The organism is Phycisphaeraceae bacterium, from assembly GCA_019636735.1.
Classification (GTDB): domain Bacteria; phylum Planctomycetota; class Phycisphaerae; order Phycisphaerales; family SM1A02; genus VGXK01.
Genome location: JAHBWY010000004.1, coordinates 407,062 through 428,268, shown reverse-complemented (window position 1 = coordinate 428,268; position 21,207 = coordinate 407,062). Strand labels below are relative to the sequence as shown.

The 21,207-nt window shown below is 67.2% G+C and carries 16 protein-coding genes; 6 read left to right on the top strand and 10 right to left on the bottom strand.

Annotated elements, in window-relative coordinates; all coding sequences use genetic code 11:
* Positions 1-5: 5 nt before the first annotated feature.
* From KF724_07950 to KF724_07915, 8 genes are read right to left on the bottom strand one after another with little or no spacing between them, the layout of a single operon-like run.
* Positions 6-806, bottom strand: a complete 801-nt coding sequence (locus tag KF724_07950; GenBank protein MBX3355616.1) for a hypothetical protein — start codon at positions 804-806, stop codon at positions 6-8.
* On the bottom strand, positions 803-3,625 hold the full coding sequence (locus tag KF724_07945) for a hypothetical protein (GenBank protein MBX3355615.1): 2,823 nt from the start codon (positions 3,623-3,625) through the stop codon (positions 803-805). The genes KF724_07950 and KF724_07945 overlap by 4 nt, the downstream gene beginning before the upstream one ends.
* Positions 3,626-3,635: 10 nt before the next feature.
* Complete coding sequence (locus KF724_07940) at positions 3,636-6,398, bottom strand: hypothetical protein (protein MBX3355614.1); 2,763 nt, start codon at positions 6,396-6,398, stop codon at positions 3,636-3,638.
* Positions 6,395-6,814 carry a hypothetical protein gene (locus tag KF724_07935; GenBank protein MBX3355613.1) on the bottom strand — a complete coding sequence of 140 codons (420 nt, stop codon included), beginning with the start codon at positions 6,812-6,814 and terminating at the stop codon, positions 6,395-6,397. Before KF724_07935 ends, KF724_07940 begins: the two co-directional genes overlap by 4 nt.
* Entirely contained in the window at positions 6,815-7,198 is a 384-nt protein-coding gene (locus KF724_07930) for a biopolymer transporter ExbD (GenBank protein MBX3355612.1), read from the bottom strand.
* Between the two features lie 44 nt (positions 7,199-7,242).
* Entirely contained in the window at positions 7,243-7,941 is a 699-nt protein-coding gene (locus KF724_07925; GenBank protein ID MBX3355611.1) for a MotA/TolQ/ExbB proton channel family protein, read from the bottom strand.
* A gap of 2 nt (positions 7,942-7,943) precedes the next feature.
* Positions 7,944-9,188 carry a hypothetical protein gene (locus KF724_07920; GenBank protein MBX3355610.1) on the bottom strand — a complete coding sequence of 415 codons (1,245 nt, stop codon included), beginning with the start codon at positions 9,186-9,188 and terminating at the stop codon, positions 7,944-7,946.
* Entirely contained in the window at positions 9,185-10,360 is a 1,176-nt protein-coding gene (locus KF724_07915) for a VWA domain-containing protein (protein ID MBX3355609.1), read from the bottom strand. Before KF724_07915 ends, KF724_07920 begins: the two co-directional genes overlap by 4 nt.
* Positions 10,361-10,588: 228 nt before the next feature.
* Between KF724_07915 and pyrH the strand changes: the two genes are divergently transcribed.
* The 4 genes from pyrH to nrdR are packed head-to-tail and all read left to right on the top strand — an operon-like array spanning position 10,589 to position 15,065.
* Positions 10,589-11,389: a UMP kinase gene (gene pyrH, locus KF724_07910; protein ID MBX3355608.1), complete on the top strand. Its 801-nt coding sequence runs from the start codon at positions 10,589-10,591 to the stop codon at positions 11,387-11,389.
* 23 nt (positions 11,390-11,412) lie between these two features.
* A complete protein-coding gene (frr, locus tag KF724_07905) occupies positions 11,413-11,973 on the top strand; it encodes a ribosome recycling factor (GenBank protein ID MBX3355607.1) in 561 nt (186 codons plus the stop codon).
* Between the two features lie 2 nt (positions 11,974-11,975).
* Entirely contained in the window at positions 11,976-14,534 is a 2,559-nt protein-coding gene (locus tag KF724_07900) for a right-handed parallel beta-helix repeat-containing protein (protein MBX3355606.1), read from the top strand.
* 9 nt (positions 14,535-14,543) lie between these two features.
* Positions 14,544-15,065 (top strand): transcriptional regulator NrdR, encoded by a 522-nt coding sequence (gene nrdR / locus KF724_07895; protein ID MBX3355605.1) that lies wholly within the window; start codon positions 14,544-14,546, stop codon positions 15,063-15,065.
* A 69-nt stretch (positions 15,066-15,134) separates the two neighbouring features.
* Here the strand turns inward: nrdR and KF724_07890 are convergent, their stop codons facing one another.
* Complete coding sequence (locus tag KF724_07890; GenBank protein MBX3355604.1) at positions 15,135-17,399, bottom strand: copper-translocating P-type ATPase; 2,265 nt, start codon at positions 17,397-17,399, stop codon at positions 15,135-15,137.
* A gap of 154 nt (positions 17,400-17,553) precedes the next feature.
* The gene (locus KF724_07885) at positions 17,554-17,844 is read right to left on the bottom strand and encodes a hypothetical protein (GenBank protein ID MBX3355603.1); all 291 of its coding nucleotides are present in this window, start codon (positions 17,842-17,844) and stop codon (positions 17,554-17,556) included.
* A gap of 73 nt (positions 17,845-17,917) precedes the next feature.
* On the opposite strand from KF724_07885, the gene thrS reads away from it, so the two are divergent.
* The gene (gene thrS / locus KF724_07880; GenBank protein ID MBX3355602.1) at positions 17,918-19,987 is read left to right on the top strand and encodes a threonine--tRNA ligase; all 2,070 of its coding nucleotides are present in this window, start codon (positions 17,918-17,920) and stop codon (positions 19,985-19,987) included.
* 409 nt (positions 19,988-20,396) lie between these two features.
* On the top strand, positions 20,397-21,185 hold the full coding sequence (gene infC / locus KF724_07875; GenBank protein ID MBX3355601.1) for a translation initiation factor IF-3: 789 nt from the start codon (positions 20,397-20,399) through the stop codon (positions 21,183-21,185).
* Positions 21,186-21,207: the final 22 nt, after the last annotated feature.

Genomic DNA, 21,207 nt, shown 5'->3' with positions numbered 1-21,207 from the left:
AGCACTCACTCAACCCACTGTCCGCCGCGCCATCGGGCGCGCTCCACATCGACACCGAGCTCCGGTCCCGGGCGAAGCGGATCACACGCCACCAGCGGCTCTCCCCCTCCTCGAAGCAGGTCCTGCACCAGCGAGCGCCGGCTCTCGAGCATGGCCGATTCGAGGAACATGAGTTCCATCATCCGAACATCGGTCTCGACCGGTCGATCTCGAAGACCCGCGATCGCGTTGCGAAGCCCCGCGGCCCCGCCCTCAAAGTGATCGCCGTGGAGTTCGACCATCTCGGAAACCTCTGGGTTCGCGAGCAGTTCCCGCGCGCGAGCCCCCTGCCCGCGCCGATAGGCGGCGAGCAATTCGCCGAAGAGTGCCGCCTGCGGAGAACTCGCACGCACACCCTGCCGCGCTTCGCTCCCCCCGCGCAGGGCCATGCTCAATCGAATGAACTTCGATCGCTCCGCCGGACGATCCGCCAGTGATGCGAGCGCCAGCGCCGCCGATGCCCCGAGGCCCTCGGGATCGAGCGCACCTGCCAAGCCGTAGAGCTCTCGCGCGAGGTCACGCTCTTCCGGCGTCCGCGCCCGAGCTTCGACTTCCTCGGCCAGGGTGAAGTACTCCATCGGCCGCGCCGGTTCGAGCGCCGCCAGTCGCTGCTCGACGGTCGGCGGGAAGCGACGGCCGGCACCCTGCGGCTCGCGCGCCGCCGCGATGGACATCGGCGACAGCAGCACGCACACCACTCCACAGAGAAGAAGTGGAGCGGAGATCTGGGCCATCGCTCGCCTGCGCCGTGCCAGGAGCCGTCTCATGCGCTTCCTCCAGTGCCGGGATCGAGCAACAGGCTCTGAATGACGATGCGCGCCCGCTCGATGATGACCGCCTGCTCGAGGACCGTCGTGGCATGAGACGCCTCATCCATCGCCCGCTCGACGAGCGTCGTCAGCGCCGCGCTCAAGGTGGGGCGATCGGCGACGGCGATGAACACCTCGAGTTCAAAGACGCGCCACAGCATCGCCACGAGGCGCTGCGGCTGATCGGCGGCGAGCGAGAGGCGTGCCCGATCGCGGCGATCAAGAACAGTGAGCGTCGCCGGAACTGGACGAAGCACCGCCCGGGTCTCGGCGCGCTGTCGAAGGAGTACGGCGAGGGCCTCGAGCGCCTCGACGGGATCCTGGACATCACGCAGCGACTCGGCACCACCCCCCTCGGCCTCCACGCGCTCCGCATGGGCCGCGCTGCTGCGCACGAGCAACGCCTCGACACCATGCCATGGATGCGCGGAGAGACGAAGCCGATGACCAAGAAGCGCCGAGAGCGCCGTCGCCCGGAAGCGCGGATTCGTGTGGGGCGGCATGCGCTCGCCCGTCAGGCGCTCGATGAACCTCGCATGGGTCATTCCTGGCGCCCCGAGCGTGGTGAACTGATCGACCAGCTCCTGCGCAACGCGGCGCGCCTGCCCGAAGCGATCGATGATGACCCCTTGCGCCGTCGATCGCAGCGAGGGTGGCTCTCCGACGAGCGCCTCGCGGACAAGCCGAGCGGCGTCGATCGGCCCAAGATCACTCGCCGACTCGACGCGTCGGCGTCGAATCGCGTCGATGCGCTCTTCGAGTGACTGCGCCTGCTCGAGGCGACGCGCCAGCAGGCCGTCGGTGCCCACTTCGCCATTCGGCGGCGCGACTCGACCACCGGGAGCGAGACCGGCGAGCGGCGGACGAGACATGGCCGTCTCGAGCGTCGCCATGCGCTGTGCCGCCTCGATGGATCGACCATCGAGAAGCCACGCGCCGACTACGCCGACTGCCGCGAGTCGATCGAGTTCAACGGCATGGGCAAAGGCCTTCTGCGCCGAGTCGGAAGAGCCCTGAAGCATCGTCTCAAGCGCTTGGCGACCGGGCGCCTGGCGCTCGCCGAGGGTGCCCGAACGGGCCTTGGCAAGGAGCGCACTCCGGCGGTCTAGCAACTCGCGCGGCGCGCGAGGCACCGGTTCCACGCGCTCCGATCCCGGGCGGAGCGCGGCAAGGATGCGCGAGAGCGCCGCCTGGCGCTGCTCGCGCGTGGCGCGCTCGCCCACCATCATGTCGGCATCGAACCATGGGGCCGAGCGATGCTGTCGGAGAATGCTGGCGAGCGCCCAGAGGCGCGCGGGCTCGATCGAGGCATCGAGCAACCACTGCTCCCAGCGCCGACGCGCGGCCTCGGTGGTCCGGACCTCGGGGCGCCAGTCGACGAGCGTCAGCAGGCGACCGAGGAGATCGGCGCTCGTTCCCGGGAGATCGGTCCGCATCGGCCGTCGCACGATCGCATCGATCGCGCGAAGCCATGCATCGTTGGCCTCTTCAGGCGTGCGGAGCTGCTGCTGCGCCTCGATCCACGCCTCCATCCGATCAAAGTCCTCTTGCGAAGTCCCTCGACCGACCCGTTCGAGGATGCCTGTCAGTGAGCGATCGAGCCATCCCGCGGCGAATCGCTCGAACGCATCGCCCCGTCCATCGGCGGGTGCTACTCGAATGGAGGCGAGTGCCTGATGCACTTCCGGTGAAAGGCCGGGCTCCGAGAAAATGGCGCCGACAATCCCCGCACCCCAAGCCCCGGCGCGGATCGACGCGGGATCATCAGGCGTCATCCCGGCGCTTGCTCGAAGCGGTTCGAGCAGGGCTTCCGCGAGGGAGGCGTCATCCACGGGCCGAACCACCGCGAGCGTGCGCTCGACGAGGCCGCGGCGGAGATTGCGATCGAGGCGCGGCCACGCCATCGCGATGGTGCGCTGAAGATCGGCCCAACGAGCGCGGTCAGCGAGGATGCTGCGCGGATCCCCGGCCATCGCCTCAAGGCGACTCGCCGCCACGCGCGCCTCGGCGATCGCCTGCATGAATGCCGGCGAGTCGAGAGCCGCCTTGAAGGTCGGCGCTCTTGGGTAGGAAACCGGAACTGACGCCACCGTGCTATCGCGTGGCCTGCCCGATGTGCTGCTGCCTTCGCTGGTCGCACGGGCGGGCTCCCGTCCCGAGCGACCTCGCTCATCGGTGGCGTCGCCGGTCCTGCTTAGGGCCGAGGCACGATCCGCAGAGTCACCCGCTCCTGCTCGCCCCGCCTCCCGCTGCGCCCGAGCGTGTTCCGCCGCATCGCTCCCTCGAGCCTTCGATGGAAACTCGCCCCAGATCAGCAGCACCAGTTGCGCAAGCAGCAGCACGGAGAGCACGAGGAGTGTCGAGACCACACCGATGAGCACTCGATCGCTGCGCGAGAGTGCAGGGCGGGAGGACGACTCGACCAAGGCGGCCGCGCCCAAGGCCGACCTCGTCTTCGCCGTGGTGGTCGCCTGCGCGCCCGATGTGCCAGATCCGTTCGACGACGACGCGAGTGATCGAATGGCCGCATGGAGCCGACCATCTCGCGCCGCGTCAGCAAGCCCGGCCAACACGCGCGATAGGCCAGCGGACGAGACTCCATAGCGCTGGGCGAGGACTGCGAGGCGCATCCGCGCCGAGGCGTTCCACCCACCATGGGCGAGCAGCACCGAGAGCACCTCGCGGTCGAAGTCGGTGAGCGCGAAGTGGCTCGGCCCTTGCGCCCCATTCGCTCCATTTGCCCCACTCGCCTTGCTCGGCTTGTTCACCTCACTCATGGAGCGCACCTCATGGCGTCGGCTCCGCGCGCGAGTGATCGGCGGCCGACCGAACGGACCCCGACTCATCGGGGCCGATCGCCGGTACTCGTGCATTGATCGCCCGCAGTTCAGGTCCCCAGGGTTCGGGGCCCCAGTCGGGAATCAATGCCCGATGCTGATTGAGTACGCGTCGCGCCTGTACCGGATCGGTGCGAGCGAGCGCCCGCACCTGGCGCACTCGGGCGTCGAACCACGCCCGATCGCCAAGTGTCGTTCCGGCGAGAATCATGCGCACACACTCAAGGAGGGTCGCATCGTCGCCCGCCCGCTCAGCAACGCGCGAGGTGAGTTCGAGGAGCTGCGCGTCGACCGACCGCCTCTCGCGCGCCTCGGCGAGCACCTTCAGGGCGATGTCCACACGCGGTCGTTCGCCATCCGCAGGAAGCGCTGCCGCCGCCTCGCCCACCGCCAGCGCGATGGCGTGGGCCGCAGTGTCATCAAGCGCTTCGCCCTCGTCGGCGAGTATCGCGGCGCCCATGTCGATGACCAGCCCACGCTGCTCGGGGCGAGCGTTTCGCTGGGCCGACCGGAGAATCGCGCGACGCCCAAGGCGAACGGAAAGCTGTGCGACCTCGCGCCCACCGTCGGCTGAGGCCGCCTGCGACTCGAGCCCTCGGAGCAAGCCCATCGCATCTTCGAAGCGACCTTCGAAGGCGGCCAACTGCATCTCGCGCAGTCGCAGCTCGCCCTCGATGTCGTCGAGTTCGAAGTCACCCGAAGCGCCACGCGCCCGAAGTTCGGAGAGCGCCGCATGAGCCTCGACGGGCTGTTCGAGGCCGGTCAGGAGCGCCACTTCGGCACGGCGTCGCAGCCAGATGCGCCGCATCGTCATGGTGGGGGCGTCCTCGGCGCGAGCGACCTCGAGGTAGCTTCGCGCCGCATCGCGTCGCTCATCCTCCCGGCCCCGCCTCACGCGCTGGTAGAGGATCTCCTCCGAGGCGACGAGCGCGTCGATCCACGCCGGTGAACCGCGCGGAATCGAGCGAAGCCGATCGAGCGCCGCGGTGTCGGTGCTGCGCTCGCCTCGAATCCGCGTCACCTCCGCACGGAGCGCCTGGGCGCTCTCCGGGAAGCGCTCGAGCAGTCGATCGAAGATTCTCTCGCGAGCCTCTTCGAGGGCCCGCCGATCGGCACCGCTGGCCCGCTGCGCCGCGCGCTCCGCCGACTCAGCCGCAAGCCAGAGGCTCTCGGCCGCCCGCACCGGAGGAAGCGACTCCGACGCCTGCTCGAAGAGCACGCTCGCATCGGCGAGGGAGTCTGCGCCGACCATGCTCCATGCCGCAAGATGCCGCGCGGATGCGACTCCCAGCGGCGTCGCCGCGGCATCTGACTCCGAGGCCGCGCCTCGCAGGATTGTGGCCGCGCGGAGGAACTCCGCCCGCCGAGCCTCAATGGGCGTCTCCGGTGGAAGTGCGAGCGCCGCCGTGTAGGCGCGAATCCCGCGCAGGTACCCGCCAACGAAGCCCCCTTCCGGCAACGCGAAGGCGGGCAGGAGATCGGCGAGGGCCAGCGCTTCAGCGAGCGCCTCCTGCGCACCCAGCACGGCCAGCGCTGACTGCACGAACCCGACGGCTTCCGGACGCGCGAGCACCTCGGGGCTGCGGCACTCAAGCACCGCCAGGCGAATCCACGAAGGAGGAACAACGCCCTTGAGCGCCAGCGCATTCAGCCACTTCGAGGCGAGGTCAAATGGACGCCCGAGCGCCAGTGCATAGAGACGCCATCCCGGTGCGCTTCGCCGAAGCGTCGGCGCTGCGCGGGAGTCTTCAAGCAATGCCCACCATGGCGCTGCGGCCTCCGGCCCTTCGAGTTGATGGCGCGACAGCGTGGCGCCGAGGAGCGCGCTCGCATAGAGGTCCTCGCCCAGCCGATCCATCGAGACATCCTCGGGACGAGGATCTTCGAAGCCCGTATCAAGAAGCGCAATGAACTGTTCGAGCGCCTGAAGCGTGCGCGGTCTCCAGGCATCACCCCGCTCGGTCACCCAAGTGGAGCGGGCCAGAAGGGCTCCGTGCAACAATGCCCACGCCTGCACGAATCGCGCCGTTTCGACAATCTCCCGCTTGCGATCCACCGCATCGAGGAGCTCCTCCGCCTCGATGCCCACACTCCGATCGAGCCGCCGCGCATCATCGCGCAAGTCGATCTCGAGGCGCCGCCGCATGCGATCGGCATCGGCGGCGAGCGCGGCGAGCTCGGGAAGAAGCTTGGCTGCATCTCCCTCTGGTGCGGCACCGAGGCGCACTTCGTCCGCCCTCCGCTCACCTCGCCGAAGCCTTGCGCGGAGAAGCTCCACATGCAGCTCATCCGCGTCAACAGCGGGAAGCAGCGGACGAAGACGCTCCGCAACGGACGACGCCACATCGACGCCGACGAGATCGCGACGAAGGCGCTCGAGCAGCACGCCTCGCAGGCGCTCGGCGAGATCCCGGCGATCGAGGTCGGCCGTCTCCCTCGCCAGTCGATCCTCGAGCAGGGCCTGAAGCAGTCGATCCTGTGCCTCACGCTCGAGCCAGAGCGTCAGGCGCTCATCGAGCTCGCGAGCCGTGGGCGCGCTTCGAGCAGCCTGCGGCTGCGGCGCCATGGCGCTCACTGCCGGCGCGACCGGAGCCGCGGCCGCGGCGAGGATCAAAACGAGAAACCCGCCCAGCCATGGGCGCTCAGACTCCCATCGACTGCGCGCGCGTCGCCCGCTCACTCCGTGAAGCGATCGGTTCGCCCGGAGAGTCATGGCCCATCCTCACCGGGAAGGTAGGTCACCTTCTCAAAGCCGATGTCATGCGCCACCTGCATGACCATCGCTGCCGCGCCGACGGTCGGCCCCGGATGCACGCGCACGAAGAGACCCTCGCTCCGCGAAAGCCCACGAAGCGCATCTTCGAGAGAGAGCCGATCGGCGAGACGCCGAGTCCCAAGGATGAAGACATCCTGGCCCGCTTCACGACGGACTTCGACAATCTGCGGCGCGAGGTCCTGCGCGCCGCCACCTCGGGCGCCGCCAAGCAGCGGCATCAATCGATCTTCCGGCTCACCGGCGGCGGTCGTGAAGAGGAAGTAGCAGAGGAGCAGGAAGGTCGCGTCGATCATCGCCGCCACGCTCAGCGTGATGCGCGATCGTCGTCGGGATCGTTGGGGCGAGAGACGCATTCAGCGACCTGGTCGTACCGCGAAGGTGACTCCGTCGATGCCCTCGGCGCGAAGCGCCTCGACCAGCGCGTTGAGCGACGACGCAGGCGCTCGATGGTCGGCTCGGACCACGGGGCGAAGTGGCGCTCCGTCGCCCCGGGCGAGCCGCTCGGCTCGAGCCCGCGCGGCAATCCGGCCCGCGGCCTCGGGCGGCATCACTTCGTCGAGCACCATGATTCGACCATCGTCGCGCAGATTGATGATGAGCCCCGGCTCATCGCCTCGCCCTCGCTGGACTCCGCGCTCCCTCGGCAGCTCAAGCTCGACGCGGACCATGGCGGCCAGTTGCGTGGTGGTGAGAAAGAAGATGAGCAACTGAAAGACAATGTCGATCAGTGGCGTCATGTCCATCTCGAGCGTTCGAGGCCGGAAGGCCGTGGTCCGAAAGATCATCCGCGACGCTCCCCACCGCTTCGGGGCATGGCACCGGAATCGACCAGGAGCACCATCTCGTCCATGAGTGCGCCAGCCTCGGCGGCGTAGGCATCGATCCTGTTCCGCAGCCACGAATAGACCGCCACGCAGGGAATGGCCACCACCAATCCCTGGAAGGTCGTGATGAGCGCAAGTGAGATGTTCGATGCAAGCCGCGCGTAGTAGTCGCTGTCACCGACGGCGCTCGTCGCCACGGTGTCGAACGCACCGATCATGCCGAGCACCGTGCCGAGCAACCCAAGAAGCGGCGCGACGGTCCCGATGGTGGCGAGACCGTCGGTCGAGCGGTAGAGGCGAGCGACCTGCTCTTCCCCAGCCTCGCGCAGAGCGTCCTTCATCTCGAAGGCGCCGAAGGGGCTTCTCAGGTAGCGCACGAGTCCGGGACCGAGCACTCGACAGAAGAAGGAGTCATTCGCCGGATCGGCGCAGTAGGCCGCGGCAGCTTCGACCTGGCGCTGTCCGAGCATCTGGCGCACCGCGCGGATGTCATCGGGAGGCAGCAGCGCCGCGCGTCGGATGAGCGCCGCGTGGATCACCACCAGCGCCACGGCGGCCACGCTCAGCAGGATGATGAGCCATCCGATCACTCCGCCGCCGGCAATGAACTTGAAGAGCGCCGAGTCGGTCTCGGCCACGATGAGGTGCGTCAGCATGATCATGGAGTCTCGGGAAGGATCGATCGGGCGCGGCGTCGGAGTTCAACAGCCTCCTGCGACTCTCCGAGGCGCTCGCTCGCGTCGGCGCTCAGCAGCAGGGCGCGGCGCGCGAGATGGGGCTGCACTTCGGCGAAACGCGCGGGCAGGTGCATCAGTTCGAGTTGAGCCGCGAGGGTGGCTTCGGGGGTCCCGTCGAGCAGCAGACCGCTTCCCGCCGCGAAACGCGCCCACGCCTCGGTCCACTCCGGCATCCGGCGTCGAAGCGAGGCGAGGACATCGCGCGCTCGGGCTCGCTCCGCAGGATCGGCGCTACGAGCTGCACGAAGCGCTCGAAGAAACTCGTCCATGCGACGCGCCTCCTCGCTCACACCCTCGGCGCTTCGCGCGCCACCTCGTGGTGGAGCCGGCGCTGGCGGCGGAGCAATCGACGGATCGACGATCGACATGATCATGTCACGCCAACTCGCGAGTTCCCCATCTTCGCCCACGCGAACGGCGCGAAGAACCTCGAGGAGCCGCGATCGCTCCGCATCGTCCGTCGGGAAGGGCGGGAGCACCGGACAGAGCCCCGTAGCGTCATCGACGAGCGCACGGCGCTCGAGCATGCCCGTCGGTCCGGGCTCGACCCAGGTCTCAAGCGCCGCGTCCCTGAAACCGGCGCGGCGCAGACGACTTGCGTCAAGCCAGGCGCGCCAGGCGCGGGGCCGATCATCGGCTGCGAGCGCAAGATGCAGGTCAACCAGCGCGGCGATGGCGCCAGTTGGGCCCTCCGGCGCATCAAGCGTCCACGCAGGCCCAAGCGCCTCGGCCGCAAGTCGCGCATCGCCTCGAACAAGGCGAAGTCGCGCCCGCCACAGGCGCTCGCCCTCGGCGAGCCACGCGGGAAGTTCAACTGGCGTTGCGCCGTCAACGGCGACCCGTGCCACGCGATCCCAACCGAGACGCTCGGAGGATTCCAGCGACGAACCCTGCCCCGCCGCGGGCGGTCGCGCTGGCCCTGCGCCGGGAGCGATCACCGCGCGACGAACGGTCACGCCGCCCCGATCCATGGCCGTGATCCGACCCTCGACGAGATCGCCGGATCGAAGCTCGACCACATCGGCGCTCGCGAGTTGAACGAGCCCAGTCGTCGCCCCCAGTGCCACCAGTGCCAGTAGAGCGGTCACCTTCGAAGCACGATCGCGCGCTGCGCCATGCTCCACCACTCGCTTGAGAGCAATGCACGGGGACACCGGCCAGTTCACTTCGCGCCTCCGAAGGGAATGAGCCGGAATGCACCACCCGTCTCGTCCGCCAGAGCGCGGAGCAAGCGCTCGTTGAGTCGGTCGCTGATCGCTTCAGCCAGCCCGCGCGGTGCCCCCGATCGTCGAAGGTCCTCCCAGACCTCGACCAGCCGATCGACTTCATTGTCGGCGCTGCTGAGTCGAGTGCGCATGTCGATCTCGGCATCGGCCAGCACACGCTCCTCCTGCGGAATGAGCAGCGGCGACCGATCCTGGAACTGAATGCAGTGAATCACGATGGGTCGTGCCCGCCGCAGGGCCTGAGCCAGCGCCATCGACGCCTGCTTCGGCGGGATCTCACCGTCGGTCATGAAGAAGATCGCGTCGGGAGCGACATCGAGCGAGAGCAGGTGATTGAATCCGTGGATCGGTTCGGTCCCCCCTCCGGGCCCGATCGGTCTCGCCCATCGAATGAAGCGTTCAAGGTCACCGCGACGGGCCCGCGCCCATCCCTCCTTGGCCGTGGGGAACGCCCGCGCACTCGTATCGAAGAAGACCACGCAGAAACTCGCCGAGTCGGGCAACTCGCGAAGACTGCGAAGGAGTTCATCGGCCAAGCGAATCCAGCGCCCATCAAAGGCCATGGAACCGCTCTTGTCGATCACATACCCGAAGCGCGTGCCGCGCGCACGAACGCCAAAGAAGGTCGTTCCGCCAGTCCCGCTCCCAAGCCCGGGGTCTCCGCGCCCCTGCCCGGTACCGGGTCCGAGCACACCATCGCCCGCGCCGGTACTCAGCGCACCCAAGTGGTCGAGCGCACCTGAGTCGCCACCGGCGACGGGAGTGTCGGGCAGATCCAGCGGATCGCTTTCACCCGAGGCCGCCTCAATCGCGGGTTGGGTCGGATCGGGGAGACGCGCCTCAAGCAACTGGTCGAGACCGACATCGGGCAGGAGCGCGATCTCCACGCCTCGCACGCTGCCTGCGGCGGGCTGGGGGCGCTCGATCACCACGAGCGCCAGCCACACCATGAGACTCAGGTGAATGGGCAGCGAAATGCCGATACCGAGAAGCAGCCATCGCTGTGCTTTCCAGAAGTCGATCGCCCGCCGGGAGAGCTCGGGTGAGTCAGGGGGTGCCGCAGTGCGATCAGCGGCAGCAACCCTTTCAGCGACGGGCGAAGGGTGTGGCATGCGCGGGTCTCAGTGCGGCGAGGCCCGGGGCGACACACGCCTGCACATGGCGATTCTACGGCGTTTGCTGCCATCCTCTCTGCGGATCCCGAGCCTTCGACTTCTCCGATCCCAGAGGGCTCGCTTGACCAGAGGCACGCGCCGTCGTCCAATCACCTTTCCACGGGTCGCGGTGGGTCTGACCCAGCGTCCCATCGGATGATCCCACCGCACGCGGACCAGCGCCTCATGTCACGCCCATCAGCCGATCGTTCGCCTGCCGTCTCGACCACGCCCGGCGCCGCACCCGCTCCGACGAGGCCCGCGCGGGGTCCCTACCGGCGCGTTGTGCTCAAGGTGAGCGGCGAGAGTCTCGCCGCTCCGGGCCAGCTTGGCATCGACACCGATGAACTGCGGGCGATCGCCGAGGAGATCGCGCAGGCGAAGCTCGCCGACGAAGGGCTCCAGATGGCGGTCGTCGTCGGTGGCGGCAACATCGTTCGAGGCGCCAGGCTCGCCGCCGAAGGTCGCATCAATCAGAGCACGGCGGACTACATGGGCATGCTGGGGACCGTCATCAACGGCCTCGCGCTGCGCGAAGCGCTTGAGCAGTGCGGAGTGCAGAGCCGCGTCATGAGTGCCATCACCGTGACTGCCGTCGCCGAGTCCTTCATCAGGCTCCGGGCACTTCGACACATGGAGAAGGGTCGCGTCATCATTCTGGTCGCGGGCACGGGCAATCCCTTCTTCACCACCGACACCTGCGCGAGCCTCCGCGCGATCGAGCTCAATGCCGAGGTGCTGCTCAAGGCGACCAAGGTTGACGGCATCTACAGCGCCGACCCGCGGACCGATCGCACGGCGGTGCGCTTCGAGCACCTCACTTTCAAAGACGCGGTCGATCGTCGGCTGCGCGTGATGGACCTCACCGCGCTGACCATGTGCATGGAGCATGGTCTCCCGGTCTGCGTCTTCGACTTCAAGACCAAGGGCAACATCCGCCGGGTCATCGCCGGCGAGCGTATCGGCACGCTCGTCGCGAATGAGTAATCCGCTCGGAGAAGGGATTCGTCATGGACATCGATACCGTCCTCCTCGAGTGCGAGGATCGCATGAACAAGTCCGTCGAGCACCTGGCGCGCGAACTGCGCGGGATGCGGACGGGCCGCGCCTCGACGGCCCTGCTTGAGTACCTCAAGGTGGACTACTACGGATCGAGCACCGATCTCCGCGAACTGGCGGCGATCAGCGTGTCCGAGGCCACGCAGCTCGTCGTCAAGCCGTTCGACCCTGGCGCTCGTGCGGAGATCATGAAGGCCATCGAGAAGGCGGGGTACAACCCGATGTCGGAAGGCGGCATCTTCCGGGTCAATGTGCCGCCGCCCAGTGCCGAGCGGCGCCGACAACTCGGCGGGCAGGTCAAGAAGCTTGCGGAGGACACCAAAGTCGCCATCCGCAACGAGCGGCGCGATGCCAACAAGCAGATTGAACAGATGCTCCACGACAAGGTGGCGGGCGTGACGGAGGACTCAGCCAAGAGCGCCAAGGCCGATGTCGACAAGCTGACCCAGGATCACACCCACAAGGTCGAGGAGATGAGCGCCAAGAAGATCTCGGAGATTGAGGAGATTTGACGATGGTCGGGGTCACTGCCGCTGGGAGCAGGGCGATCAGCGCGTACGGCGGGATCATCTCCCACTGCATCGGCTTTCACCGATCTTCATTCCTCGTGGCGCTGATCGCCGCGTCACTGCTCGGACTCACCCCGCTCTCCGCGGCCCAGACTCCTCCGGCGGGCGCCGCCGTCGAAGAACTGCCGATCCTTTCGATCGAGCGCGCCGGCCAGCGCGTCACGCACTCGGCGCGCCTTCGACTTCCATCCACGCCGCTTCCCGATCTCGATGGCGCCGGCGCCGTGGTCATCGAGGGCGACGGTCTCGTCATCGACCTCGATGGCGGAGTCTTGCGCGGCACCGCGGATTCGGTCGAACCCTGGGAGCGAACGGGGACGGGAGTTGTCCTGCGAGGTCGCGGGATCACTCTCCGCAACGGCTCGATCCGGGGGTTCAAGGTGGGCATTCTCGCCAGCGGCTGTGATGAGCTGCACCTTCACGATCTCGATGTCTCGGGCAACTGGGGCGAACGGCTCTCCAGCAGCAGCGCCGCCGAAGACGCCGGAGACTGGCTCTGGCCCCATCGCAACGATTCCCATGAGTGGCGCACCCGCTACGGCGCCGCGATCTGCGTCGAGCGCTCCGATCGCTGCCGGATCGAGCGCGTCCGCGCCGTCGGCATGGGCGCTCAGAATGGCATCGTTCTCGACCGCGTGAACGACTCGATCGTCGCCGACTGCGAGTGCTCCTTCCTCTCCGGGTGGGGGCTGGCGCTCTGGCGATCTAGTCGCAACACGATCGCCCGCAATCGCTTCGACTTCTGCGTGCGCGGCTACAGCCATGGTGTCTACAACCGAGGCCAGGACTCCGCAGGCATCCTCCTCTTCGAGCAGTGCTCGGACAATGTCATCGCCCTCAACTCCGCGACCCACTCCGGCGATGGAATCTTCATCTTCGCGGGGCTCGAAGCGCTCGGCCCCGAGTTGCCCGAGGAGGCCGAGGCCACCGACCCGGCGATGACCTTCTCGCTCGGCCGCGGGTGCAATCGAAACCTCATCATCGGGAACGACTTCTCCGATGCCGTGGCGCATGGGATCGAGGTGACCTTCTCCTTCGATACGATCATTGTGCTCAACACGCTGCGCCGCTGCGGAATCACCGGCATCTGGGGGGGCTACTCGCAGGGCACTCGCATCATGGCGAATGTCTTCGAGTCCAACGGCTCAACGACGAACTCCGGAGAGGAAGCGGCCATCTCGATCGAGCATGGCTCCCGGCTGCTGATCGCCCAGAACCAGTTCCGAAGCCAGGGCGTCGCCATCAAGCTCTGGTGGGATGACGATCGCGAACTCCTTCGGAAAGCATGGGCCCGCGCCAACGGCGCCGAGTGCCGCGAGAGCGTGGTTGTTGACAACACCTTCGTTGACTGCGGAATCGGGCTCCAGAGCCGGGAGTGCACTTCGATCTTCGTCGCGGGCAATCGAACGGAGCGCGTTGCGGTCGAGGTCGACGCGCTCCCTCCCATCGATCGCGTGGAGGCCGCTCAAATCGAGGCGGTCAAGACACTCCGCGAGGAAGCCAAGGGCAGCAGCGCCATGCTTCTCGCCCTCCGCGATCGACTCGACCGCATGCCTGGCCGCAGCGAGGCGATCGGAAGCCGCGCGTTTCTGGCGGGACGCGAGCACATCGTCATGACCGAGCGGGGCCCATATGACTGGACGGAGCCGCTGCTCATCTTCGATCGAAGCGAGGGGGGGACGGATCTCTGGAGGCTGCTCGGACAGGAGCCCTTCCGATCAGCCACAATTCGGGGCCCGGGCGGCGCGAGACTCGGCGGAGGGAGCGGCGGCCAGCCGATCGTCGTCTACTCCCCCTTCCCGAATCGCTTCACTTCCTACGAGTTGCGAGTCCATGTCGGCGAACAGCCTCAACCCATCGCGGTGCGTGGAGCGCTCTTCAACGCGGAGTGGGAAGCAACCTTCTTCGCCTGGACGGTCGATCCGCGCGAGGACCTCGAGGGGTGGCGCCAAGAGGCCACCCACGGAGTGCGCGTGCCTCTCAAGTCACTCGAACTGCGCTACGGTCACCGCGGCCCGTCGGATCTTGATGGCCCCGAAGATCTGAAAGGTGCGAGGCTCCCCGCGGACTTCTTCGGCATGATCGCCACCACCGAGGCGGAGCTTCCGGCAGGGCGCTATCGAGTCCGCACCTTGAGCGACGACGGCGTCCGCCTCCGCATCGACGGAAACACAGTGATCGAGCGATGGGACTGGCATGGTCCGACCGTCGACACGGCGGAGTTCGACATCGCGGAAGAGCGCCGCGTGCGCTTCGACTTGGAACACTTTGAACTCGATGGCTACGCCGTGCTCGTCTTCTCGATCGAGCAGATCGATGGTGAGCCAACCTATCGACCAGGTCGCCTGCCCTTCAGTGACCGCGCCACGCGGCCCGCGCCGCAGGGGCCGAGCGCGCCGCGGGTCGTTCCCCTCGGACGCCGCGGCGCCGAACAGGCAAACGACCCACCACCCTCTCCCGACGCCAAACCCACACCTGCCGCGCCTGGCGCGACGCCGGAGTGAACGCTCTCAGTGCGCTGCCCCGCCTGCCAACACGAGGAGTCGAAGGTCATCGACAGCCGCTCGGCCGAAGATGGCGCCTCCATTCGGCGTCGTCGGGAGTGCATGCGGTGCAGCCGTCGCTTTACCACCTATGAGCGGATGGAACTCCAGGCGCGCCTGGTGGTGGTGAAGAAGGATGGCTCGCGCACTCCCTTCGACGGGTCGAAGATCCTCGGCGGCATTCGCGCCGCGTGCGGAAAGCGCCCCATCTCGGAGAGTGACAAGGAGCAGATCGTGCAGCGCGTCGAGCAGGAGATCGTCAGGGACTTCGATCGCGAAGTGCCCAGCGTTGAGATCGGCCGGCGAGTCGCCGCGCACCTGCGTGAGCTCGACGAGATTGCCTATGTGCGCTTCGCCAGCGAGTACTTCAAGTTCAGCTCCCTCGATGAACTTCAGAAGGAGGTCGAGGAACTCCAGTCCCGGCCGAAGCCGCTTCCGAACCAAGTCCCACTCTTTGGCGATGGCCCGCGACCCGGCGGATCGCGGGAGTAGAAGCCTCGGAGCATCGTGATTGGAGGAGCCCGGTCACACAGGCCGCTTCCTCGAATCAATCGCCCATCCTCAGGCTCGCCGGAGGCGCAGGCTGTTGAGCACCACGCTGACGCTGGAGAGAGCCATGGCGGCACTCGCGAGAATGGGCGAGAGCAGCCAACCGGTGAAGGGATAGAGCACTCCGGCCGCAATGGGAATGCCGAGCGTGTTGTAGGCAAACGCCCAGAAGAGATTCTGGCGAATCGTTCGCATGGTGAGGCGCGACAAGGTGATCGCCTCGGCCGCAAGGCGCGGATCACCTCGCATCAGCGTGATTGGCGCGCTCTCGATGGCGATGTCCGTGCCAGTCCCGATGGCCATGCCGACATCGGCCTGCGCAAGCGCCGGGGCGTCATTGATGCCATCGCCCACCATGGCCACAATGTGCCGCTCCTCTTGAAGTGAGCGCACGGCGGCGACCTTCGCCTCGGGGAGCACCTCGGCCACCACTTCATCAACGCCCACGCGCCTCGCCACCGACGCGGCCGTACGACGGTCATCGCCGGTGAGCATCACGACGCGCACCCCCATTGAGCGCAGCGTGGCGACGGCATCGGGCGATGCGCTCTTGACGGGATCTGCCACCGCGATCACTCCCGCCATGGCGCCATCCACCGCGACGAACATCGGTGTGGCCCCCTGTTCGGCGAGCCGCCCGGCCTGTTCGGCGAGCGCTGTCGCCACGCCGTGCTCGCGCAGGAGCGACTCGCGCCCGATCAGAACTTCGCGCCCATCAACACGCGCCTGCACGCCATGACCGACGAGGGCCTTGAACGCCTCTGGCTCCACGAGAATGAGGCCCATCGCCTCGGAAGCGCGCACGATCGCCTGCGCAAGCGGATGTTCACTCCGCCGCTCCGCCGACGCCGCGATGGCAAGAAGCGACGCCTCGCTCCAGCCAGGCATCGGGTGGATCTCGGCGAGGGCAGGACGCCCCTCGGTCAAGGTGCCGGTCTTGTCAAAGACAACAGCATTCACCTGGTGCGCTCTCTCGAGCGCTGCGCCGCTCCGGATCAGGATGCCTCGCTCGGCGCCGCGACCTGTGCCGACCATGATCGCAGTCGGAGTGGCGAGCCCCAGCGCGCAGGGGCATGCGATGACGAGCACCGAGACGGCAGTCACGAGCGCCATGTTCAATCGCACCGCATCGGGTGCCGCGAACCACCATGTGATGCCGGCCCCCAGCGCGACCACCATCACGATCGGGACAAAGACGCCACTGATCCGATCGGCGAGTCGGGCGATCGGAGCCTTCGAACCCTGCGCCTCGCGCACGAGCCGCACGATCTGCTGAAGGGTCGTCTCGGCGCCGACTCGCGTCGCGCGAACCCGCAACGCTCCAGTGGTATTCAGCGTGGCGCCGAAGACCGTGGCCCCGATGATCTTCTCAACGGGCACGCTCTCGCCGGTGAGCATCGACTCATCCACAGCCGAAGCGCCCTCTTCAACACGGCCATCGACGGGGATCTTCTCGCCGGGTCGGACCAGAACCAGGTCGCCCGCGCGCACTTCGTCGAGTGGAACTTCGACCTCGGCGCCCTGCCGGATCACGCGCGCTGTTCTCGGGGCAAGTTGCACCAGTCGGCGAATCGCCTCGCCGGTGCGGTGCGATGCACGAGCCTCAAGAGTCCGTCCCAGGAGAATCAGCACGATGATCACCGCGGCCGCTTCGTAGTAGACAGGGGCCCCATGCGCGCGCCCGCCCTGATCCGAACTGAGCACGGTCATGAAGAACTCGGGGTGAATGGTGGCTGCAAGTGACGCGAGGTACGCCGCGCCTGTTCCAAGCGCCACGAGCGTGTCCATTGTGGCGCTCCCATGCAGAGCCGCGCGCCACGCCGAGCGAAAGATCGGCGCACCGCACCAGAACAGCACCGGCGTCGCGAGGAGACACTGCACCCACTCCGTGCCGGGCCGATTGAGGAGCGGAATCGCTCCGTGACTCATCGCGATCACCACCAGCGGCAGCGCGAAGAGCGCTCCGATGATCGTTCTCCACAGAAGGCTCCGGGCTTCTCGAAGCGCCGCGTTGTCGCCGCCGCCCGAGCCGCCGATCAGGCCACCGTGGTGGTGGTGGTGGCTGCCCTGACCATGGTCGGCACTCGCATCGTCAACGGAAGCGCCGACCCCGAACCCGATCGACTCCACCGCCCTCGTCAAGGAGTGCTGCGTCGCGGAACCGGGGGTGAAGTGGATCGTCGCAATGCGCGTGGCGAAGTTGACGCTCGCCGAGCCAACCCCGGGCTGGGCCAAGAGCTGTCGCTCGATGCGCGAAGCGCAGGACGCGCACGACATGCCCTCGATCGGAAGATCAAGGCGGCAGGACGCCGATGAGTGCTTCACTTGGCCGTGTGGCCCCTCGTCGGCCGGCAAACCCTGAGTTCCGCCTGAACCATGCTGTTCATCCGCGGCGCTCACGAGCCCAACCTCCCCCGCAGGAGAGGCTCTCTCAAGTCCCGCTGGGCGCGCTGGCCGTCGCCTTGGTGGCGCTGACGCTCGAGGTCGAGATCGTCAGTGGCTGAACCAATCGGAGCGTGGTGGCCGCGGCGCCCTCTCCGGATGGCGACGGACAGAAGCCCCCTCGGCAAGGCTTGCAGACACATCCCTGGGCAAAGAGCGTCACGGTGACCATGACCGCGACCGCGAGCGCCGAGCGCAGAATGTTGAAACGGACCGTGCTTCGGTGGGCGTGGCTCATGCAGATCTCCTCGGGCGACATCATCGCCGCTCGGGAGTTCATCGTCCAATCCGGCCGCGAACGGCCGAAAAATCGCTCTTCGGCGCCTCGTCGCCACGGCGATACAGTACGCCCCATGCCCGTGATCAAGCTGCCGGATGGCAGTGAGCGCACCTACGACTCCCCCGTCACTCCCGCCAAACTCGCCGCGGACATCGGCCCCGGCCTTGTCAAGGCGGCCATCGGCGCCAAGATCAATGGCGCCCTCAGTGACCTCTCGACGCCGATCAGCGCCGACAGCGCCGTCACGCTCCTGACCGACCGAGCCCGAGACGGGACGACTGACCCCGACGCCCTCTGGCTCATTCGCCACAGCGCGGCCCATGTCATGGCCGAAGCGATCGAGCGCCTCTATCCCGGGGTCCGGCTGGTCTACGGCCCGCCCGTCGAGAATGGCTTCTATTACGACATCGCCTTTCCCGATGGCCGCGCGATCTCCAGCGACGACTTCGCAAGGATCGAATCTGAGATGGCGAAGATCGTGGCTGAGAACCGTCCCTTCACGCGTTATGAGCTCGATGTCGCCAAGGGTCTCGAGAAGCTCCGTGGCGAAGGCAGCAAGTACAAGCTCGACAACGCCGAGAGGGCCATCGCCGCGGGCAGCACCTCGCTCTCCTGGTATGCGACCGGCGCGCCCGGTGCGAACTGGGAGGATCTCTGCCGCGGTCCGCATGTCCCCTCAACCGGACGGATCGGCGCTTTCAAGGTCATGTCGCTCGCGTCGAGCTACTGGCACGGCGATGAGAAGAGCGATCGCCTGACTCGCGTCTACGGCACCGCCTTCGCGCGGCGCGAGGATCTCGACGCCTACCTGCTCCAGCTCGAGGAGGCACGGAAGCGCGATCATCGCGTGATCGGCAAGCAACTCCGGCTCTTCGCGATCGATGAACTCGTCGGGCAGGGTCTCATTCTCTGGACGCCGAACGGCTCGGTGATCCGGCAGGAACTCCAGACATTCATCAGCGAGGAGCTCCGCAAGCAGGGCTATCACCAGGTCTTCACGCCACACATCGGTCGACTCGGGCTCTATCGCACCAGCGGGCACTACCCCTACTACCAGGAGAGCCAGTATCCGCCGCTGATTGATCCTGACGAACTTGCATCACTCGCCGCCGAGGGCTGTTCATGTGGCGAGCTTTCCAATCGCATGAAGGCGGGCGAGATCGACGGCTATCTCCTGAAGCCGATGAACTGCCCGCATCACATTCGCATCTTCGCGAGCGAGAAGCGGAGCTATCGCGATCTCCCGGTGCGCCTGGCCGAGTTCGGCACCGTCTATCGCTGGGAACAGTCGGGCGAGATTGGCGGCATGACCCGCGTCCGCGGCTTCACGCAGGACGATGCCCACCTCTTCTGCCGCGAAGATCAAGTTGCCGACGAAGTCCGGGGCTGCCTCGGGCTGGTGAAGCTCATCTTCTCGACCCTTGGCATGAGCGACTACCGCGTGCGGGTCGGCCTGCGCGATCCCGACTCGAGCAAGTATGTCGGCGATCCGGCGAACTGGTCGCGCGCGGAGGCGGCGTGTCGCGCGGCGGCCGAGTGGCTGGGCGTTCCCTTCACGGCGGAGGCTGGCGAGGCAGCCTTCTACGGCCCGAAGATCGACTTCATCGTGAAGGATGTCATCGGTCGCGCATGGCAGCTCGGCACCGTGCAGGTCGACTACAACCTGCCGGAGCGCTTCGACCTCTCCTATGTCGGCTCCGACAACTCTCTGCATCGACCGGTGATGATTCACCGTGCGCCCTTCGGCAGCATGGAGCGCTTCATCGGTTGTCTCATCGAGCATTTCGGCGGAGCGTTCCCGCTCTGGCTCAGCCCCGAGCAGGTGCGCGTGCTGCCGATCAGCGAGAAGAGCGAGGCCTACGCCGCCGAACTTCAGACGGCGCTTCGGGCGCAGGGACTTCGCGCCGGTCTCGACAGTGGAAGCGATCGCATTCAGGGTCGCATCCGGACGGCAGCCGAGGAGCGCATTCCCTACATGGCGATCGTCGGACCACGAGACGCCGAGGAGCGGAAGGTGAGCGTGCGAGTCCGCGGGCGACCGGAGAATGCCGGAGTGCTCGACTTCGCCGAGTTCGTGGATCGGCTGGTCGATGAGTATCGATCCCGGGGGGCCCGAACCCTCGCGAGCGTGCTTGCTCCTTGAAGGGCGGGATGAGGGCGCTGGGCCGCGATTGAGGTCGGCGGGCAAGCCCCGGGCCGTTCGGCCGGATGCGAACGCGAAGCGAGGTGGGACAAGCGGAAGATGGCACATTGAACGCAAAGAATGCATGGAAATCGGGGGTTGAGTGTTGCCTCGCCGCGATCGGGCCGATACCTTCCAGAAGTTGGCGGGAGCGTTTCCCGCCCGCGACTCCCGTGGATCAGGACTTCATCCGCTGATGATTCCCAATTTCTCTGCGACTGCATGAGCATGCGTGCCGTGCAGGTCCGAGTCGCCCCCGGTCAATCCGGTTCCGGTGCCCACCGCCGACGACGGTTCGTCGGTGCGGCGATTGTTCTGTAACCGTCATCACGAGGATCTTCGTATTCCCCCGTTCCCGCAACGCCGCCCGATGTCGCGCTATGACGCCCCGATGGGGCCGCGCATCAATGATCGCATCCGCATCTCCCCCATCCGGCTGATTGACCAGGATGGCACGGTAGTCGGAATCGTGGAGACCGATGACGCGCGTCGCCGCGCGAGCGAGCTCGGTCTCGATCTCGTCGAGATCGCCCCGGATGTCCGTCCGCCCGTCTGCCGGATCATGGACTTCGGAAAGTACAAGTACGAGACCGCCAAGAAGGAGAAGGCGAGCAAGAGCCGCACGAAGACCTCCGAACTCAAGGAGGTGCGCCTCGGTCGCTCCATGAAGATCGATCCCCATGATGTGGAGATCCGCATCAACCAGGCGCGTCGATTCCTTCTCGAAGGGCACAAGGTGCAGATCGTGCAGAACTTCCGCGGACGCGAACTCGCGCACAAGAGCCGAGGCGACGCCCGCATGGAGGACATTGCCCAGCGCCTCGGTGACCTCGGACGCGTCGAACTCGCGCCGCGATTGAACGGCAAGCGGCTCAGCATGATCATCAGTCCCGACCGCACAAGGATCGAGGCGTTCAAGCGCAAGGAAGCCTCGCAGCAGCCCGCCACCACGGGTTCCGCGGCTGTCGCGCCCCCCGCCGATCGTGCAAAGGAGTCCCACGAGGAGTCTCCCGACCGCTTGCCCGCCGCTTCGGAGAGCGGGGATCCCTCGCCCACCACCCCCCGTCCGGCGGCCGCCTCGCGGCCGAGCGAGGCGATGGAAGCCACCCCATCAGCCGCGTCGATCCCGAGCGAGTCCGCCCACGCTCTTATGCAATGACCTGACTGAACTTGACTTTGGT

Bases quoted from the DNA above. Each gene is read 5' to 3' on its own strand.
- KF724_07945 (MBX3355615.1), bottom strand. From the start codon at position 3,625: ATGAGTGAGGTGAACAAGCCGAGCAAGGCGAGTGGGGCAAATGGAGCG.
- pyrH (MBX3355608.1), top strand. From the start codon at position 10,589: ATGTCACGCCCATCAGCCGATCGTTCGCCTGCCGTCTCGACCACGCCC.
- KF724_07940 (MBX3355614.1), bottom strand. From the start codon at position 6,398: ATGACTCTCCGGGCGAACCGATCGCTTCACGGAGTGAGCGGGCGACGC.
- frr (MBX3355607.1), top strand. From the start codon at position 11,413: ATGGACATCGATACCGTCCTCCTCGAGTGCGAGGATCGCATGAACAAG.
- KF724_07915 (MBX3355609.1), bottom strand. From the start codon at position 10,360: ATGCCACACCCTTCGCCCGTCGCTGAAAGGGTTGCTGCCGCTGATCGC.
- infC (MBX3355601.1), top strand. From the start codon at position 20,397: ATGTCGCGCTATGACGCCCCGATGGGGCCGCGCATCAATGATCGCATC.
- KF724_07925 (MBX3355611.1), bottom strand. From the start codon at position 7,941: ATGCTGACGCACCTCATCGTGGCCGAGACCGACTCGGCGCTCTTCAAG.
- KF724_07930 (MBX3355612.1), bottom strand. From the start codon at position 7,198: ATGACGCCACTGATCGACATTGTCTTTCAGTTGCTCATCTTCTTTCTC.
- KF724_07900 (MBX3355606.1), top strand. From the start codon at position 11,976: ATGGTCGGGGTCACTGCCGCTGGGAGCAGGGCGATCAGCGCGTACGGC.
- KF724_07935 (MBX3355613.1), bottom strand. From the start codon at position 6,814: ATGCGTCTCTCGCCCCAACGATCCCGACGACGATCGCGCATCACGCTG.
- thrS (MBX3355602.1), top strand. From the start codon at position 17,918: ATGCCCGTGATCAAGCTGCCGGATGGCAGTGAGCGCACCTACGACTCC.
- KF724_07885 (MBX3355603.1), bottom strand. From the start codon at position 17,844: ATGAACTCCCGAGCGGCGATGATGTCGCCCGAGGAGATCTGCATGAGC.
- KF724_07890 (MBX3355604.1), bottom strand. From the start codon at position 17,399: ATGTCGTGCGCGTCCTGCGCTTCGCGCATCGAGCGACAGCTCTTGGCC.
- KF724_07950 (MBX3355616.1), bottom strand. From the start codon at position 806: ATGAGACGGCTCCTGGCACGGCGCAGGCGAGCGATGGCCCAGATCTCC.